The 18,937-nt window shown below is 70.9% G+C and carries 3 protein-coding genes (1 of these 3 only partly in view); all 3 read left to right on the forward strand.

The annotated features are described in order from the left end of the window. Tightly spaced (each overlapping or abutting the next), the 3 genes in view from CCN37_RS13375 to CCN37_RS41490 form a layout consistent with a single transcriptional unit that may run on beyond the window. Positions 1–29: the end of a type I polyketide synthase gene (locus CCN37_RS13375; RefSeq protein WP_168200655.1), read on the forward strand. Its footprint begins 12,697 nt before the window's first position; the window shows 29 of its 12,726 coding nt (coding positions 12,698–12,726); its start codon lies beyond the left edge, outside the window; the stop codon is at positions 27–29. Beyond that, positions 26–10,093: an SDR family NAD(P)-dependent oxidoreductase gene (locus CCN37_RS13380; RefSeq protein WP_371504113.1), complete on the forward strand. Its 10,068-nt coding sequence runs from the start codon at positions 26–28 to the stop codon at positions 10,091–10,093. Before CCN37_RS13375 ends, CCN37_RS13380 begins: the two co-directional genes overlap by 4 nt. Next, positions 10,090–18,930 (forward strand): type I polyketide synthase, encoded by an 8,841-nt coding sequence (locus tag CCN37_RS41490; protein ID WP_086821073.1) that lies wholly within the window; start codon positions 10,090–10,092, stop codon positions 18,928–18,930. Before CCN37_RS13380 ends, CCN37_RS41490 begins: the two co-directional genes overlap by 4 nt. Positions 18,931–18,937 lie beyond the last annotated feature (7 nt).

Below are 18,937 nucleotides of genomic sequence, written 5' to 3' on the forward strand. Positions count from 1 at the left end.
TCATCGACGACGAGTTCGGAAGGGCGTGACGCGGCCGATGTCCAACGAGGACAAGCTCTTCGACTACCTCAAGCGCGTCACCGCCGACCTGCGCGAGGCGCGGCAGCGGCTGGACGAGTGGCGCGAGCCGATCGCGATCGTCGGCATGGCGTGCCGCTTCCCCGGCGGGATCGACGACCCGGACGGGCTGTGGCGCCTGGTCACCGCCGGGGGCGAGGTGCTGTCGGAGACCCCGGCCGGTCGCGGCTGGAGCCTGGACTCCCACTACGACCCCGATCCGGAGGCGCTGGGCCGGACCTACGTCCGCCACGGCGGGTTCTTCGAGGACCTGGCCGGGTTCGACGCGGACTTCTTCGGCATCTCGCCCCGCGAAGCCGTCGCGATGGACCCGCAGCAGCGACTGCTGCTGGAGACCACGTGGGAGGCGATCGAGCGCGCCGGGATCGCCCCTGGCAGCCTGCGCGGCGAGCGGGTCGGCGTGTTCGTCGGCTCCAACGGACAGGACTACAGCCGCCTGTCCGGGCCTGCCGAGCTGGAGGGCTACCTCGGGCTCGGCAGCGCGGCCAGCGTGTTGTCCGGGCGGGTCTCCTACCTGCTCGGGCTCGAAGGCCCGACGCTCACCGTGGACACCGCGTGCTCGTCGTCGCTGGTCGCGCTCCACCTTGCCGCGCAAGCACTTCGCGCGCGGGAGTGCTCGCTGGCGGTGGTCGGTGGAGTCACCGTCATGTCGGTCCCGGACGTGTTCATCGAGCTGAGCCGTCAGGGCGCGCTGTCCCCGGACGGCCGCTCCAAGGCCTTCGCCGAGTCGGCCGACGGCGCCGGGTGGGCCGAGGGCGTGGCGGTGCTGGTGACCGCGACGCTGTCGGAGGCCGAGCGCAACGGCTACCCCGTCCTCGCGGTCGTCCGGGGGAGCGCGGTGAACCAGGACGGCGCGTCCAACGGGCTGACCGCGCCGAACGGGCCGTCCCAGGAGCGCGTGATCCGGCAGGCGCTGGCGAGCGCGGGCCTTCGACCGTCCGAAGTGGACGTTGTCGAAGCGCACGGCACAGGAACGCGCCTCGGCGACCCGATCGAGGCCGAAGCCCTGCTCGCCACCTACGGCCAGGGGCGCGCCGAAGACCCGCTTGCGGGGTCGAGCATCAAACGCGGGCCGTTGTGGCTGGGCTCTGTGAAATCCAACATCGGGCACACGCAGGCCGCCGCGGGCATCGCGGGCGTGATCAAGATGGTCGAGGCGATGCGGCACGACCTGCTGCCGAAGAGCCTGCACATCGACACGCCGACGACTCACGTCGACTGGTCCTCGGGCGAGGTCGCGCTGCTCACCGAGCACCGCCCGTGGCCCCGCACCGAAGCCCCACGCCGTGCCGCCGTGTCGTCGTTCGGCGTGAGCGGCACCAACGCCCACGTCGTCCTGGAAGAGAGCCCGGTCGCCGCCGAACCCCGCACGCCCGTGGGCAACCGGCTCGTTCCGTGGCTGCTCTCGGCGCGCGATGACGCTGCGCTCAAGGCGAAAGCACGCCAGCTCATCGAAGTCGATCACAACATTGTGGACGTCGCCTTCTCCTTGACTTCGGCCCGGGACGCGATGGAGCACCGCGCGGCGGTCGTCGCCGAGGACCGCGACGGCTTCCGGTCGTCGTTGGCGGCACTCGCTGACGGCGTTGCCGCTGCGGGTGTGGTGAAGGGCGTCGCGCGGGAGGCCAGCGACCGCGTGGTGTTCGTCTTTCCCGGCCAAGGTTCGCAGTGGGCGGGGATGGCGGTCGAGCTTCTGGAGTCCTCGCCGGTCTTCGCCGCGCGCATGGGCGAGTGCGCGGACGCGATCAAGTCCTTTGTGGACATTGATCTGATCGCCGTGCTCCGCGAGGGCTCGTACACCCGCATTGAGGTTTTGCAGCCGGTGTTGTGGGCCGTGATGGTGTCGCTCGCCGAGGTGTGGCGTTCGCACGGCGTGCAGCCTGCCGCCGTGGTCGGCAGTAGCCAGGGTGAGGTCGCCGCGGCCTGCGTCGCCGGTGCTCTGTCCCTTGTGGACGGTGCGCGCATTGTCGTTCTGCGAAGCCAGTTGTTCGCCGACGAGTTGGTGGGCAACGGCGCCGTGGCCTCCGTGGCGACCTCGCAGGAGGACGTCTTGGCGCGCTTGGCGAGCTGGCCGGACCTGGCGCTCGCCGGGATCAACGGCCCCACGGCGGTCACGGTGGCGGGGCCGTTGGCGCCCTTGGCGGGCTTTGTCGCGGCGTGCGAGGCGGACGGGCTGCGCGCGCGGGTTCTCGACACTACCGTCGCCTCGCACGGGCCTCAGGTCGATCCGTTGCACGACCGCCTGGTGCGCTCGCTCGCTGAGGTGCGGCCGACGTCCGGGGGCGTGCCGTTCTGCTCGACCGGATCGGCGTCGATCATCGACGGCGCCGAGTTGGACGCCGAGTACTGGTTCGCCAACGCGCGCCGCCCGGTTGACTTCCATGGTGCCATCAGCACGCTGCTCGCCGAGGGGCATCGCACCTTCGTCGAGATCAGCCCGCATCCTGTGCTCAGCACGGCGCTCCAAGCCACTGCCGAGGAGCAGGGGCACGACGTCGCGGTCGTCGGCACGTTGCGGCGCGGCGAGGGCGGCCAGGTCCGCATGCTCCTCTCGCTGGCCGAGGCGTTCACCCACGGCGTCCCGGTGGTCTGGAACGACGTGTTCGACGGTGGCACGCGGGTCGACCTGCCGACCTATCCGTTCCAGCACAAGCGCTTCTGGCTCGACGGCGCTACTGCGGCCGGTGACGTTACTGCTGTCGGGCTCGGCGCGGTGGATCACCCGCTGCTCGGTGCGGCGCTCGACCTCGCCGGTGACGGATGCGTGCTCACCGGGCGGATCGCCTTGGAGTCGCAGAGCTGGCTCGCCGACCACAGCGCGCTGGGCACGGTGCTCGTTCCCGGAACCGCGTTGGTGGAACTCGCTGTCACGGCGGGGCGGCACGTCGGGCGCGGACATCTGGCGGAGCTGACCCTGCACACACCGCTCGTGCTGCCGGAGACGGGTGGCGTGCGCGTCCAGGTCCGCGTCGGCGAGGACGGCGGGGTGCTGATCTCCTCCAACCTCGACGGCGAGGACGAGTGGGTCCGCCACGCCGAGGGGGCGCTCACCGCCGATCGTCCACTTCGGATGGCCACGGTGGACTGGCCGCCGGAGCGAGCGGAGCCGGTCGACGTCGCGGCGCTCTACCAACGCTTCGCCGACGTCGGTTACGGCTACGGGCCGCAGTTCCAATGCGTACGGGCTGCCTGGCGGCTTGGTACCGAGGTCTACGCCGAGGTCGTCCTGCCTGAGGGCATCGACCCGCGCGGATTCTCGTTGCACCCCGCGCTCTTCGATGCCGCGCTGCACCCCAGCGCGCTGCTCGGGGACCTCGATGAGGTGCGGTTGCCGTTCTCGTGGGAGGGCGTTTCGATCACCCCGACGAAGGCGACCGCGTTGCGCGTGCGCCTGACGCCCGGTGGTTCGGTGCTCATCGCCGACGAGCAGGGCGATGTGGTGGCTTCGGTCGACCGCCTCACGAGCAGGCCGGTCGCGGCGAAGCAGCTCAGCACGGCTCGCGGCGCGGCAGACTGGCTGTACGCGGTGGACTGGACGCCGATCCCGGCGCCCACGGCGAGCGTGCCTGACGACATCGCTGTCGTGCACGTCGACACCAGCGGTGACCCGGTCGAAGGCACCCACGCTGCGGTGAAGCACGTCTTGGCGCTGCTCCAGGAGTCGCTGACCACGTCCTCCCGACTGGCCGTGGTCACACCCGACCTGGGCTTGGTGGCCAGCGCGGTGTGGGGTCTCGTGCGTGCCGCACAGAGTGAGCACCCGGGGCAGTTCGTGCTGGTGGAGTGCGATTCCCCCGAGCTGGTGCCAGCGGCGCTCGCGACCGGGGAACCGCAGATCGCCGTGCGCGACGGCGAGTTCTTCGTGCCCCGGTTCGCGCGCGTGCCCAAGCCCGCCGGTGCGCCAAGCTTCGGCGGGACGGTGCTGATCACCGGTGCGACGGGCTTGCTCGGTGGTTTGATCGCGCGGCACCTCGTCGCTGAGCATGGCGTGCGGCGTCTGGTTCTGTTGGGGCGCAGGGGTGTGGTCGACGCGGAGCTGGATGCGGAGGTCACCGTCGTCGCCTGTGATGTGACCGATCGCGAAGCGTTGGCTACGGTGTTCGCCGAACACGACATCACGGCGGTGATCCACGCGGCCGGCGTGCTTGATGACGGCGTGATCGAGACGTTGACCGACGAGCAGGTCGACTCCGTCCTTGCGTCCAAAGTAGATGGTGCGTGGAACCTGCACGAGCTGAGCGCGGACGTCTCCGCGTTCGTGCTGTTCTCCTCTGCCGCTGGTGTCCTCGGTTCGCCGGGCCAGGGGAACTACGCTGCCGCCAACGGATTCCTGGACGCGCTCGCCGAGTTCCGCCGTGCGCAAGGGCTTCCGGCGCAGTCGCTCGCGTGGGGGCTGTGGGAGTCGACCGGCGACATGGCCGGAGAGCTGAGCGCGGCCGACCTCGCGCGGATGGCCCGTGGTGGAGTTCTGCCGCTGTCCGTCGAGCAGGGCCTCGCGCTCTTCGACGCGGCGTGCGCCACCGACAAGGCCGTGCTTGCTCCGGTGCGCTTGGACACCACCGGGCTGAGCGGCGCGGTTCCGCCGCTGTTGCGCTCCGTCGTTCGTGCGCGGCCGACGACGTGGGCGGGGGATCTTGCCGCGTTGTCGGAGTCCGAACGCGACCGCGTGCTGCTGGAGCTGGTGCGTGCTCAGGCGGCTGCTGTGCTCGGGCGGGCGGAGATCGAGGCCACGCGGGCGTTCCGCGACGTCGGCTTCGACTCGTTGACCTCGGTCGAGCTGCGCAACCGCCTCGCCACCGCGACCGGGCTCCGGCTTCCGGCGACCCTGGTCTTCGACCACCCGACACCGGCCGCGCTCGCCGCCCACCTCCGCACCGAGGCGCTGGGTTCACCTCGACGAACCCAAGCTCCCGCAAGGGTCTCACCCGTGTCGGAGCCCATCGCGATCGTGGGCATGGCCTGCCGGTTCCCCGGTGGTCTGGCCTCCCCCGAGCAGCTGTGGGATTTCATCCAGGACGGCGGCGACGCGGCCGGCCCCTTCCCCGCAGACCGGGGTTGGGACCTGGCGAGGCTGTTCGACTCCGACCCGGAGGCGATCGGCAAGAGCTACGTCCGCGAGGCCGGTTTCCTCTACGACGCCGCCGAGTTCGACGCCGATTTCTTCGGGATCTCACCCCGCGAAGCGCTGTCGATGGACCCGCAGCAACGGCTGCTGCTGGAGACCTCGTGGGAGGTCTTGGAGCGAGCGGGCATCGATCCCACATCGGTGCGCGGCACGAGGACCGGGGTTTTCGCGGGCGTGATGTACGCCGAGTACGGCGGACGGCTGCGCACCATTCCCAGCGAGCTGGAGGGCTACGTCGGCAACGGCAGCGCGGGAAGCGTTGCGTCGGGTCGAGTCGCCTACACGCTGGGGCTGGAAGGGCCTGCGGTCACGGTGGACACCGCGTGCTCGTCGTCGCTGGTGGCGCTGCACTTGGCGTGCCAGTCGCTGCGTCAGGGGGACAGCACGCTCGCGCTCGCCGGTGGTGTGTCGGTGCTGTCCACCCCGAACCTCTTCGTGCAGTACAGCCGCCAGCGCGGCCTCGCGCCGGACGGCCGGTGCAAGCCGTTCGCCGCCGCCGCAGACGGAGCCGCCTTCAGCGAGGGGGCCGCGATGGTGCTCCTGGAGCGCTTGTCCGACGCCGAGCGCAACGGGCACCCCGTCCTCGCGGTCGTCCGGGGGAGCGCGGTGAACCAGGACGGCGCCTCCAATGGCCTGACCGCGCCGAACGGGCCCGCCCAGCAGCGCGTGATCACGCAGGCGCTGGCCAACGCGCGCCTGACACCGTCCGATGTGGACGTTGTGGAGGCGCACGGCACCGGCACGACACTGGGCGATCCCATTGAGGCCCAAGCAATTCTGGCGACCTACGGCCAGGACCGCGAGACGCCGTTGTGGTTGGGGTCGTTGAAGTCGAACCTCGGCCACACGCAGGCCGCGGCCGGTGTGGCTGGTGTGATCAAGACGGTGCTGGCGATGCGGCACCGAGTGCTGCCGAAGACGTTGCGGGTGGACGAGCCGACGCCGCACGTGGACTGGTCGGCGGGCTCGGTGCGGCTGCTGACCGAGGCGCAGCCGTGGGACGGGCCGCGTCGAGCCGGTGTGTCGTCCTTCGGCGTGAGCGGTACCAACGCGCATGTCATCGTCGAAGCGGGGCCGGAGGAGGTTCCGGCCGAGCCGCAGGACGGCGTGCTCGCGTGGGTCGTCTCCGCTCGTGGTGGGTCCGCGCTGCGCGGGCAGGCTGCCGAGCTTTTGTCCATTGTGGACGCTGAGCATCCGGCCGATGTCGGGTACTCGTTGATCACCGGGCGTGCCGCGCTGCCTGAGCGGGCCGTGGTGATCGGGGAGGACCGCGCGGAGTTCCGCCGTGGCCTGACCGCGCTCGCGGCGGGAGAACCCGCTGACAACCTGATCGTCGGCACGGCGGCTGAGCAGCCCGACGTGGTGTTCGTCTTCCCCGGCCAAGGGGCGCAGTGGTCGGGCATGGCGGTGGAGCTGCTGGACTCCTCCCCGGTGTTCGCCGAGCGCATGGCGGAGTGCGCGGCGGCCCTGGAACCGTTCGTGGAGTGGAACTTGCTCGACGCAGTGCGGCGCGGTGACTTCGACCGGGTTGACGTCGTGCAGCCGGTGCTGTGGGCCGTGATGGTGTCGCTCGCCGAGGTGTGGCGTTCGCATGGCGTCGAGCCAAGCGCGGTGCTCGGGCACAGCCAGGGCGAGATCGCGGCTGCCTGCGTCGCGGGTGCTCTGTCCCTTGTGGACGGTGCTCGGGTGGTGGCGTTGCGCAGCAAGGCGCTCAGCGTGCTGTCCGGGAAGGGCGGCATGGTGTCCGTTCCGCTCCCGGTCGAGCAGACCCGCGACCTCATCGCGCGGTGGGACGGCAAGATCTCCGTTGCGGCGGTCAACGGCCCCGGTGCCACGGTGGTGTCGGGCGACGCCGATGCGCTGGCCGAACTCCTTGCCGAGGACGCTCGGGCCAAGCGCATCCCGGTGGACTACGCCTCGCACTCCGTGCAGGTCGAGGCGATCCGCGACGACGTTCTCACCGCGCTCGCGCCGATCGTGCCCCGCGCTTGCACCGTGCCGTTCTGCTCGTCGGTCACCGGTGATCTGCTCGACACCGTCGAGCTGGACGCGGAGTACTGGTACCGCAGCCTGCGCCAGACCGTGGAGTTCGAAGCGGCCACGCGCTCGCTGCTCCGGCCTGGCACGGTGTTCATCGAGGTCAGCCCGCATGCTGTGCTGTCGATGGCCATTCAGGACACGGTCGGCGACGCGTCCGTGCTCGGAACGCTGCGGCGGGGGGACGGCGGCCTCAGGCGGCTGACGATGTCGCTGGCCGAAGCGCACGTGCGAGGTGTTGCCGTGCGGTGGCCGGAGTGGTCGGGCCGTCGGGTCGACCTGCCGACCTATGCCTTCGACCGCAAGCGCTATTGGCTGGACGACCAGGCGGTCGCCGACGTCGAAGGGGCCGGGCTCTCCTCGCCCGATCACCCGTTGCTGGGCGCGGTGGTCGACCTCGGCGAGGACGGGTGCGTGCTCACCGGCCGGATCTCGCTGGAGTCGCACGGCTGGCTGGCCGATCACGCTGTGCTGGGCTCGGTGCTGGTGCCCGGGACCGCGTTGGTGGACCTCGCGATCACGGCCGGACGGGAGCGCGGTCTCTCGCATCTGGCGGAGCTGGCGCTTCAGGTTCCGTTGGTACTGCCGGAGAACGGCGCGGTGCTGCTGCGTGTCAGGGTCGATGCGACCGGCTCGGTGACGATCTCTTCGCGGCAGAACGGGCGGCAGGACTGGGTGCAGCACGCCTCGGGTGTGCTCGCCGCCGACGCGGTGCTCACGGAGCACCTTGCGGAATGGCCGCCCGTTGGCGCGGAGCCGGTGGACATCGCTGATCTGTACGAACGGTTCTCCCTGGCAGGATTGGACTACGGCCCGGCCTTCCAGGGGCTGCGGGCGGCGTGGCGGCGCGGCGAAGAGGTCTTCGCGGAGGTCGCCGCTGAGGTCACCGGCGACTTCGCCGTGCACCCGGCGCTGCTCGACGCTGCCCTGCAAGCCATGGCGGTGCGCGGGGACGACGAGGTCAGGCTGCCGTTCACGTGGTCGGAGGTGTCGATCGGGCGCGGGACACCGGCGCGAGTGCGACTGCGCCCGGCCGGCGAAGGGCTGTCCGCGCTGATCACCGACGCGACCGGGGCGCCCGTCGCCTCGATCGGCTCGCTGGTGACGCGGCCGGTGACCCAGGTCGGCCCCGACTCGCTGTTCCGGGTCGTGTGGACCGAACTGCCGCCGCGACGACCGCACGCGTGGAGCTGGGCGATCCTCGGCGGCGAGCACGCCGGGCTGGCCAAGGCCCTGGAGTCGGCGCGCACCTTCCCCGACCTGGACTCGCTGGTCGAGGAGAGCTCCGCGCTGCCCGACGCCGTGGCTTTCCTGCTGGAGAGCAACGACGACGATCCCGTGCGCGCCACGCACGACGCGGTCGCTCGCGTGCTGGAGCTTGTGCAGGCGCGCCCTGACGACTGTCGCTTGGTGGTCGTGAGCAGGACCGGAGACCTCGCCGCAGCCGCTGCCGCTGGGCTGGTGAAGTCGGCTCAGGCCGAGGCGCCAGGGCGGATCACGTTGGTGGAGTGCGACTTCGACGACCTCAGCCTCCTGCCTGCGGCGGTCGCCACGGACGAGCCGCACGTGGTGATCCGGTCGGGAGCGGTGTTCGCGCCGCGCCTCGCCCGGTCCTCGGAACGGGGGACGCCGCCCACCTTCGAGGGAACCGTGTTGATCACCGGAGCGACGGGCCTGCTCGGTGGCTTGATCGCGCGGCACCTCGTCGCCGAACATGGCGTGCGGCGTCTGGTTCTGTTGGGGCGCAGCGGAGTGGTCGAAGGAGATCTGGACGCGGAGGTCACCGTCGTCGCCTGTGACGTGACCGATCGCGACGCGTTGGCCGCAGTGTTCGACGCGCACGAGATCACGGCGGTGGTCCACGCCGCCGGAGTGCTCGACGATGGCGCGATCGGATCGCTTACGCCGCAACGGGTTTCCTCGGTCCTGGCGCCCAAGGTCGACGGTGCGTGGAACCTGCACGAGCTGACCCGCGAGCGCGAGCTGTCCGCGTTCGTGCTGTTCTCCTCGTCGGCGGGTCTGATGGGTGGCGCGGGGCAGGGCAACTACGCGGCGGCCAACTCATTCCTTGACGCGCTGGCCGAACACCGCCGCGCCGAGGGCCTGCCCGCGCAGTCGCTGGCTTGGGGGTGGTGGGCGCCGCCGAGCGGGATGACCACCGGTGTCGACGAGGATCGTCTTGGCAGAGCGGGAGTTCTGCCGCTGTCGGTGGAAGAGGGGCTGGCGTTGTTCGACGCGGCGCTCGCCTCGGAGGAGCCCGTGCTCGCGCCGATCCGGCTCGACCTCGGCGCTCTGCGCGGCAGGGATGTGCCGTTGCTGCGCGGAATTCTGCGGGCGCCGGTGCGGGCTCAGGTCGAAGGTGGCTTCGCGGAGCGGTTCGCCGACGCGCCGGAGAACCTGCGTCCGCGCCTGCTGGTCGATCTGGTGCGCAAGCAGGCCGCTGCCGTGCTCGGGCACACCGACGTGGACGCGGTCGGCGCCGAGCGGGGCTTCTTGGAGCTGGGCCTCGATTCGCTCACCGCGGTCGAGCTGCGCAACCGCCTCGGCGAAGCGACCGGGCTGCGGCTGCCCGCGACCACCGTGTTCGACCACCCGAGCCCGGCCGCCCTGGCACAACACCTCGGCGGCCTGCTCGCTGGGCGGCGGGGCGTGGACGTGCTCGGCGAGCTGGACCGGATGGAGAAGCTGGTCATGGCGCTGCCACCGGAGGACCCCGGCCGGGAACGGGCGCGGGCCCGGCTGCTGGCGCTGGCGGCGGCGTGCCTCCCCACGCGGGAGCCCTCGCCCGAGCTGGCGACGGCGGGCCTCGACGACATGTTCGCGATCATCGACGACGAGCTGGAGCAGCCATGACCGCGGGTGCCTCGGACGAGAAGGTTCTCGCCTACCTCAAGCGGCTGACCACCGATCTGCGGCAGACCCGCGAGCGGCTGCGCGCCGCCGAGTCCCGGCGCAGCGAGCCGATCGCGATCATCGGCATGGCCTGCCGCCTGCCCGGCGGAGTGAGCACGCCCGAGCAGCTGGGCGAGCTGCTCGCCCGCGGCGCCGACGCGATCTCGCCGCTGCCCACCGACCGCGGCTGGGACCTCGCGGCCCTGGCCGCGGACCCGGAACTGCCGGGGACCTGTTACGCCAGCGGCGGCGGGTTCCTGGCCGGCGCGGCGGACTTCGACCCGGAGTTCTTCGGGATCTCACCCCGCGAAGCCCTCGCGATGGACCCGCAGCAACGCCTGCTGCTGGAGACCTCGTGGGAGGCTTTCGAACGCGCCGGGATCGACCCGTTGTCGTTGCGGGGAAGCAGAACCGGCGTGTTCACCGGGCTCATGCACCACGAGTACGCCGCGCGCCTGCACCGGGTTCCGCGTGAGCTGGAGGGCTACCTCGGCAACGGCAGCGCGGGCAGCATCGCTTCCGGCCGGGTCGCCTACACCCTCGGCTTGGAGGGCCCAGCGATCACTGTGGACACCGCGTGCTCGTCGTCGTTGGTGGCGCTTCACCTGGCGTGCCAGGCGTTGCGGGCCGGGGACTGCACGCTCGCCGTCGCAGGGGGCGTGTCGGTCATGGCCACACCCGGCGGACTGGTGGAGTTCAGCCGCCAACGCGGCTTGTCGCCGGATGGGCGCTGCAAGGCCTTCGCCGACTCCGCTGACGGCACCGGGCTCGCGGAGGGCGCGGCGATCGTGGTCGTGGAGCGCCTGTCCGACGCGCAGCGCAACGGGCATCCGGTGCTGGCCGTCGTGCGCGGCTCGGCGATCAACTCCGATGGCGCGAGCAGCGGGCTGACCGCGCCCAACGGCCCTTCCCAGGAGCGCGTGATCCGCGCCGCGCTGGACAACGCCGGGCTCGCACCGTCCGATGTGGACGTTGTGGAGGCGCACGGTACCGGCACGATGTTGGGTGATCCCATTGAGGCGCAGGTGATTCTGGCGACCTATGGTCAGGATCGCGAGGTTCCGTTGTGGTTGGGGTCGTTGAAGTCGAACCTCGGCCACACGCAGGCCGCGGCCGGTGTCGCCGGTGTGATCAAGATGGTCGTGTCGATGGGGCGGGGAGTGCTGCCGCGCACCCTGCACGTCGACCAGCCTTCGTCGCAGGTGGACTGGTCGGTCGGTTCGGTCCGGCTGCTCACCGAGGAGCAGCCGTGGACCGGTCCGCGCCGCGCCGGTGTGTCGTCCTTTGGCGTAAGCGGGACCAACGCCCACGTCGTCCTGGAGGCGACGCCGTCGTTGGCGCCTGCAGTCGGGTGCGAGGCTGGGCCGTGGTTGCTGTCGGGCCGGAGTCCGCAGCGCCTGCGCGCTCAGGCCTCGGCACTTGTGTCCTCTGTGGACGGACAGGCAGTCGGTGACGTCGGCTTCTCGCTGGCCACGAACCGGTCCGCCTGGGAGCACCGCGCGGTCGTCCTGTCCGACCACCTCGCCGGGCTCCGGGCGGTCGCTGAGGGTGCCTCCGTTCCGCAGGTCGTTTTTGGGACCGTGACCCAGGGCGGACTGGGTTTCCTGTTCACCGGTCAGGGTTCGCAGCGGGCTGGGATGGGCCGCGACCTGCGTGTTTATCCGGTTTTCGCTGCTGCGTACGACGCGGTGGGCCTGGAGATCGGCGACGACCTCGACCAGACCGTGAATGCTCAGCGGGCGTTGTTCGCGTTCGAGGTGGCGTTGTTCCGGTTGTTCGAGTCGTGGGGCGTGCGCCCGGACTTCGTCGCCGGGCACTCGATCGGTGAGGTCGCGGCTGCGCACGTCGCTGGTGTGTTGTCGCTGGATGACGCGTGTGTCCTGGTGGAGGCCCGGTCGCGCCTGATGCAGAGCATGCCGCCCGGCGTGATGGTTGCGGTGCAGGCCAGCGTGGAGGAACTGGGCGAGCTGCCTTCGGGGGTGTGCATCGCGGCGGTGAACTCGCCGTCGTCGGTGGTGCTGTCTGGTGACCCCGTCGTGGAGGAGTTCGCGGCTCGGTGGAAGCACAAGAAGCTCCGCGTGAGTCACGCGTTCCACTCGCATCACATGGACGGGATGCTGGCTGAGTTCCGCGAGGTGGTGCGCGGGCTGACGTTCAACCGGCCGCAGCTCGGCATGCTCGGTGACGTCACTGACCCGGAGCACTGGGTGCGCCAGGTCCGCGAACCCGTGCTGTTCCTCGACGCGGTAAAGGGACTGCGTACCGAAGGGGTCCGGACGCTGCTCGAACTGGGACCCGATGCCGTGTTGACCGCGATGGGCGCGGAATGCGTGGAGGACGCCGCGTTCGTGCCGACACTCCGTCCCGAGCGGCCGGAACCCGATGCCGTGATCACCGCCTTGGCGCACCTGCACGTGCGCGGCATCCACGTCGACTGGCCCGTGTTGTTCCCAGGAGCGCGGCGCGTGGACCTGCCGACGACGGTGTTCCACCACGAGCGCCTCTGGCTGGACCAGACCACGGTCGGCGTCGGCCTGCCGTCTGCTGAACACCCGCTGATGACGGGCGTGCTCGACCTCGACGACGGCGGCCACGTGCTGGTCGGCGGGCTGCGCGCGCAGGGCTGGCTCAGCGAACACGTCCTGGCCGGGGCGGCCACGGTGCCGGGGACCGCGCTCGTCGAACTGGCCATCGCGGCCGGACGCCGTGCCGGGTTCGGGCGGCTCGCCGAGCTGACCATTCTCGAACCTCTGGTGCTGACCGAAACCGACGTCACGGTCCAGGTTCAGGTGGCCCCCGGCGGAGAAGTGACCGTGTCCTCGCAGGGGGTGCGGCACGCCGAGGGAATCCTCGTGGCCGCCGCGCCGCTGAGTGCGAAGCCGTGGACGCCGCAGGAACCCCTGGACATCACGAGCTTCTACGAGCGCATCGGTGTCGCCTACGGACCGACCTTCCAAGGCGTGAAGACCGCGTGGCGCGACGGGGACGACGTCCTGTGCGAGGTCGAACTCCCCGAAGCCGTCGACATCGCGGGCTTCGGCGTGCACCCGGCGCTGTTCGACGCGGCCCTGCACGGCTTCGCCCTCGCTGAGCAGGACAGCCAGGTTCGCGTCCCGTTCTCCTGGAACGGAGTCTCAATTGGGACTACGTCCGTGCGGAAGCTCCGCGTCCGGCTCTCACCGCTCGGTGGCGGTGCGGTGTCTCTCGTCGCTACCGACGTGGACGGCACACCGGTCATCTCGGTGGACTCGTTGGCCACCAGGCCGATCGGGAAGCTTCGACCGCGCCTGGGGAACTGGTTGTTCCGCGTCGCGTGGCTGCGGATCGAACGCGGCGAGGACGTCGAGGTCCGCAGCGTCCGCCCCGCCTCGGTCTACGACGCCCTCAGCGCCGTGCAGTCCGCCGAGGAGCGCACTGCGATCCTGGTGGAACCCGGTCTCAATGGGGCCGCGATCCGTGGGCTGGTCCGGTCGGCCCAAACCGAGCGCCCTGGCCAGTTCGTCCTGGTGGAGTGCGAGGACGACGACCTGGTCTCAGCCGCTGCGGGGACCGGGGAGCCCGAGGTGGCTGTCCGGGACGGTGAGCTGTACGTGCCGCGTTGGGTGCACGCGCCGAAACCCGAGCCCGTCTCGGTGATCACGCCCGACGACACCGTGCTGATCACCGGTGGCACGGGTGTCATCGGCGGCATCGTCGCGCGGCACCTCGTCGCCGAGCACGGGGTGCGGAACCTGGTCATTCTGGGGCGCAGCGGAAAGGCCGATGTCGACGACATCGATGCGAACGTCACCGTGCTCGCGTGTGACGTCTCCGACCGTGACGCGCTGGCGGCGGTGTTCGCCGAGCACGACATCACGGCCGTCATGCACGCGGCCGGCCTGCTCGACGACGCGCTGGTCGAAGATCTCAACGCGGACCGGATCGACGCGGTCATGGCGCCGAAGGCCGACGCGGCGTGGCACCTGCACGAGCTGACGCGCGACCGCGAGCTGTCGGCCTTCGTGATGTTCTCTTCGGCATCAGGCCACCTGGGCGGTGGGGGACAAGCCAACTACGCGGCGGCCAACGCCTACTTGGACGCGCTCGCCGAGCACCGTCGGGATCAGGGCCTGCCCGCGCAGTCGCTCGCCTGGGGCCTGTGGGGGCCCGAGAGCAAGATGACCGCCGAGCTTGACGACACGATCCGCGGCTGGCTGGAGAGCGCCGGTGTCGCGGCGATGACGGCCGAGCAGGGCATGGCGCTGCTGGACGCGGCGATGGCCCTCGGCGATCCGGTGCTGGTGCCCATGCGCGTGGAGCCCAAGGACTACGTCCCTCCATTGTGGACAGAAATCGCGACCGCGCGGGAAGAAGTGCGCGAGGAGAACGACCTGCTGGAGCTGGTGCGCGGCCTGGCCGCCGCGGTGCTCGGGCATCCGGGACCGGAGCGTGTCCACGCCGACCGCGCGTTCCTGGACAGCGGTTTCGACTCCCTCGCGGCCGTCGAGCTGCGCAACCGGCTGCACGCGGAACTCGGGCTGCGCCTGCCCGCCACGGTGCTCTTCGACCACCCGACGCCGATCGCGCTCGCCGATCATCTGCGTGCTGAACTGGCTGGCACACAACAGAAAACGTCCGACGAAGTTGTTCGCGCGGTCGACGAGCCGATTGCGATCGTGGGGATGGCTTGCCGCTTCCCCGGTGGTGTCACGACGCCGGAAGAGCTGTGGGACCTGCTCTTGGCGGAGCGCGACGCGGTGACCGGATTTCCTTCCGGGCGCGGGTGGAACGTCCCCTACGACCCCGACGGTGACCGTCCCGGGTCGAGCTACGTCCGTGAGGGCGGGTTCCTGCACGACGCCGCCGACTTCGACGCCGCGTTCTTCGGGATCTCACCGCACGAAGCCACCGCGATGGACCCGCAGCACCGACTGCTCCTGGAAACCACGTGGGAGGCCTTCGAGAACGCGGGCATTGACCCGATCTCCGTGCGGGGCAGCCAGACCGGCGTGTTCGTCGGCGCGATGTACCACGACTACGCGGCTCGGTTCCCCGTCGCGCCGGAAGGGTTCGAGGGCTACCTCGGCAGCGGCAGCGCGGGCAGTGTCGCTTCGGGCCGCGTGTCCTACACCTTCGGCCTCGAAGGACCGGCGGTCACGGTGGACACCGCGTGTTCGTCGTCGCTGGTGTCGTTGCACTGGGCAGCGCAGTCGCTGCGCCAGGGCGAATGCTCGATGGCCCTGGCCGGAGGCGTCACCGTCATGGCCACGCCCGGCGCGTTCGTCGAGTTCAGCCGCCAACGAGGACTGGCCCCGGACGGCCGCTGCAAGCCCTTCGCGGACGCGGCGGACGGAACCGGCTGGTCAGAAGGTGCCGGGATGCTGCTGCTGGAGCGCCTGTCCGACGCGCGCCGCAACGGGCACCCCGTCATGGCGGTGATCAGGGGGAGCGCGGTGAACCAGGACGGCGCCTCCAACGGCCTCACCGCACCGAACGGTCCCGCGCAGCAACGAGTCATCCGCCGCGCGCTCGCCGCCGCGGGCGTCCAACCGTCTGAAGTGGACGTTGTGGAAGCGCACGGAACCGGCACGACGTTGGGCGATCCCATTGAGGCGCAGGCGGTGCTGGCGACCTACGGTGCGGAGCGGGAACTGCCGCTGCTGCTGGGATCGGTGAAGTCCAACCTCGGCCACACTCAGGCGGCGGCCGGGGTCGCCGGTGTCATCAAGCTCGTCCAGGCCATGCGGCACGGCACGGTGCCGAAGACCCTGCACGTCGATGTGCCGACGTCCCATGTGGACTGGTCGGCCGGAACGGTACGGCTGGCGACCGAGACCGCTGAGTGGCCGGAGGTGGGGCGTCCACGTCGGGCTGCTGTGTCCTCCTTCGGCATCAGCGGGACCAACGCGCACGTGATCCTTGAAGAGGGGCCGCGCGATGTCGAAACCGAGCGCGCTCCGGCGACCGGCGTCGTGCCCTGGGTTCTGTCGGGGCGCAGCGAAGCGGCTGTGCGCGAGCAGGCCCGACGCTTGCTGACCGTCGACGCCGACCCGCGCGATGTCGGCTTCTCCCTCGCCACCACGCGTGCCAGGCTGAGCCACCGTGCGGTCGCCAGCGGACGTGACGGCTTGCGAGCGCTCGCGCGTGGTGAAGCGCCGGTCGTGGAGATTCCCGCCGGGCGTCTGGGTTTCTTGTTCACCGGTCAGGGTTCGCAGCGGGCGGGGATGGGCCGCGACCTGCGTGTCTATCCGGTTTTCGCTGCTGCGTACGACGCGGTGGGCCTGGATATCGGTGACGACCTCGATCAAACCGTGAATGCTCAGCGTGCTTTGTTCGCGTTTGAGGTGGCGTTGTTCCGGTTGTTCGAGTCGTGGGGTGTCCGGCCGGATTTTGTTGCTGGGCACTCGATTGGTGAGGTCGCCGCTGCGCATGTGGCTGGTGTGTTGTCGCTGGATGACGCGTGTGTCCTGGTGGAGGCGCGGTCGCGGCTGATGCAGGCGATGCCGCCCGGCGTGATGGTCGCGGTGCAGGCCAGCGTCGAGGAGATCGGAGAGCTGCCGGAGGGCGTCTGCCTCGCTGCTGTCAATGGGCCCAACGCAATCGTTCTGTCCGGAGATGCGGTGGTGGAGGAGTTCGCGCAACGCTGGAAGCACAAGAAGCTCCGCGTGAGCCACGCGTTCCACTCGCATCACATGGACGGGATGCTCGACGACTTCCGCGAGGTCGTGCGGGGGCTGACGTTCGCCAAGCCCGAGATCGCGATGCCCGGGGATGTCACCGATCCGGAGTACTGGGTGCGCCAGGTTCGCGAACCAGTGCGGTTCCTGGACATGGTGCGCGCGGCCCGGGCTGAGGTGTTCGTGGAGATCGGCCCGGACGCGGTGCTCACGCCGATGGGCGCCGAGTGCGTGCCGGACGCGGTCTTCCTGCCGACGCTGCGCGCCGGACATCCCGAGCTTGAGTCGGTGATCACCGCGCTCGGCCATCTGTCCGAAGTGGACTGGGAGGCCGTTTTCCCCGGTGCGCGGCGGATCGAGCTGCCCACCTATCCGTTCCAACGCCAGCGCTACTGGCTCGACAACTCATTGTCCACTGTGGATGGTTGGTGGTACCGCGCCGAATGGCAGGTCCTGCCGGAGCCGGAAGCACCCGTGCTGAGCGGGGAGTGGGTGGTCCTTGGCGAAGACACCGCGATCGAGCGCGCCTTGGAAGCACACGGCGCGACGGTTCGGCGATCCGACGAACTGAGCGGCGCGGCCGGAATCGTCTCCCTGAGCGACGACGTCACCGCCACTGTCGACCTGCTCCGCGCGGGTGTGCCTGTGTGGTGCGTGACGCGGGGTGCGGTCGCGGCGCGGGAAACCGAGTCCATCGCGGACGCGAAGCAGGCGCAGCTGTGGGGGCTCGGCCGAGTCGCCGCGCTGGAGCACCCGCGTACGTGGGGCGGGCTGATCGACCTGCCCGACGTCCTCGACGACACCGCAGCACGCAGGTTCGCGGCTGCGCTGGCTGGCAACGAGGACCAGGTCGCGGTGCGGCCGGAAGGGATCTCCGCGCGCAGGCTCCGCCGAAGCACGCCGGGCGGAGGGCGGTGGAAGCCGAGCGGAACGGTGCTGGTCACCGGTGGTACTGGGGCTGTTGGTGCGCACACCGCGCGCTGGCTCGCCCGCAACGGCGCCGATCACCTGATCCTGATCAGCCGCCGTGGCCCGGACGCTCCCGGCGCCGCCGAACTGAAGGCGCTCGACTGCGAGGTGACCATCGTGGCCTGCGACGCCGCCGACCGGGACGCCTTGAAGCAACTGCTCGACGAGCACCCGGTCGACGCCGTCGTGCACGCGGCGGGTGTCGTCGACGACGGCCTGCTCACCGAGCTGACCCCGCAGCGGCTCGACGAGGTACTGCGTCCCAAAGTGAACGCTGTACAGAACCTGCACGAGCTGTGTCCGGACGTCTCCGCGTTCGTCCTGTTCTCCTCGCTCGCGGGAACGCTCGGCAGCGCGGGGCAGGGGAACTACGCGGCGGCCAACGCCCACCTCGACGCGATCGCCGTCCAGCGGCGTGCCGCCGGGATGCCCGCGACCTCCATCGCCTGGGGTCCCTGGGCGGAGGCCGGCATGGCGGAGGGGGAGATCGGCGACCGGCTGGCCCGGGGCGGTCTCGCGCCGATGGACCCCGCTGCGGCGGTCGAGGCGCTGGCCGAGGCGGTCGGTGACGGCAGCCCGTGCCTCGTGGTCGCCGACGTCGACTGGGACCGCTTTGGCACGGGGTTCACATCGGCCCGGCCGAGTCCTCTGCTCACCGACTTGGTGCACGTCCGCGCGGAGCCCTCGGAGTGGTTGCGGCGGACAGCGGATCTGCCTGCGGCGGAGCAGCGGCGCGCGGTGCTGCGGCTCGTGCGGACCCAGGCCGCGACCGTGCTCGGGCACCGAGGAGCGGACGCGGTACCGAGTGGAACGGCGTTCCGCGAGCTGGGCTTCGACTCGCTCGCCGCCCTCCAGCTGCGCACCGGACTGGGCGCGGCCACCGAGCTGGAGCTGCCGCCGACGCTGGTGTTCGACCACCCGACCCCGGCCGCGCTGGCGGAGCACCTGCACGAGCTGCTGTTCGACGGGACAGCCGAGCCCGACGAGGACGCCGAGATCCGCCGCGTGCTGGCGAGCGTCCCGATCGCCCGGCTGCGCGCGACGGGCCTGCTGGACACGCTCAGGGCGCTGGCCGAGACCACTGAGGCGGAACCGGAGCCCGCCACCACGGAGATCGACTCGCTGACCCCGGAGGACCTGCTGCGCAGGGTCTTCGACGGCACGGAGGACTGAGCCGAGC

Origin of the sequence: Allokutzneria sp. NRRL B-24872 (genome assembly GCF_002155965.1) — a bacterium.
Taxonomy (GTDB): Bacteria; Actinomycetota; Actinomycetes; order Mycobacteriales; family Pseudonocardiaceae; genus Allokutzneria.

Bases quoted from the DNA above. Each gene is read 5' to 3' on its own strand.
- CCN37_RS41490 (WP_086821073.1), top strand. From the start codon at position 10,090: ATGACCGCGGGTGCCTCGGACGAGAAGGTTCTCGCCTACCTCAAGCGG.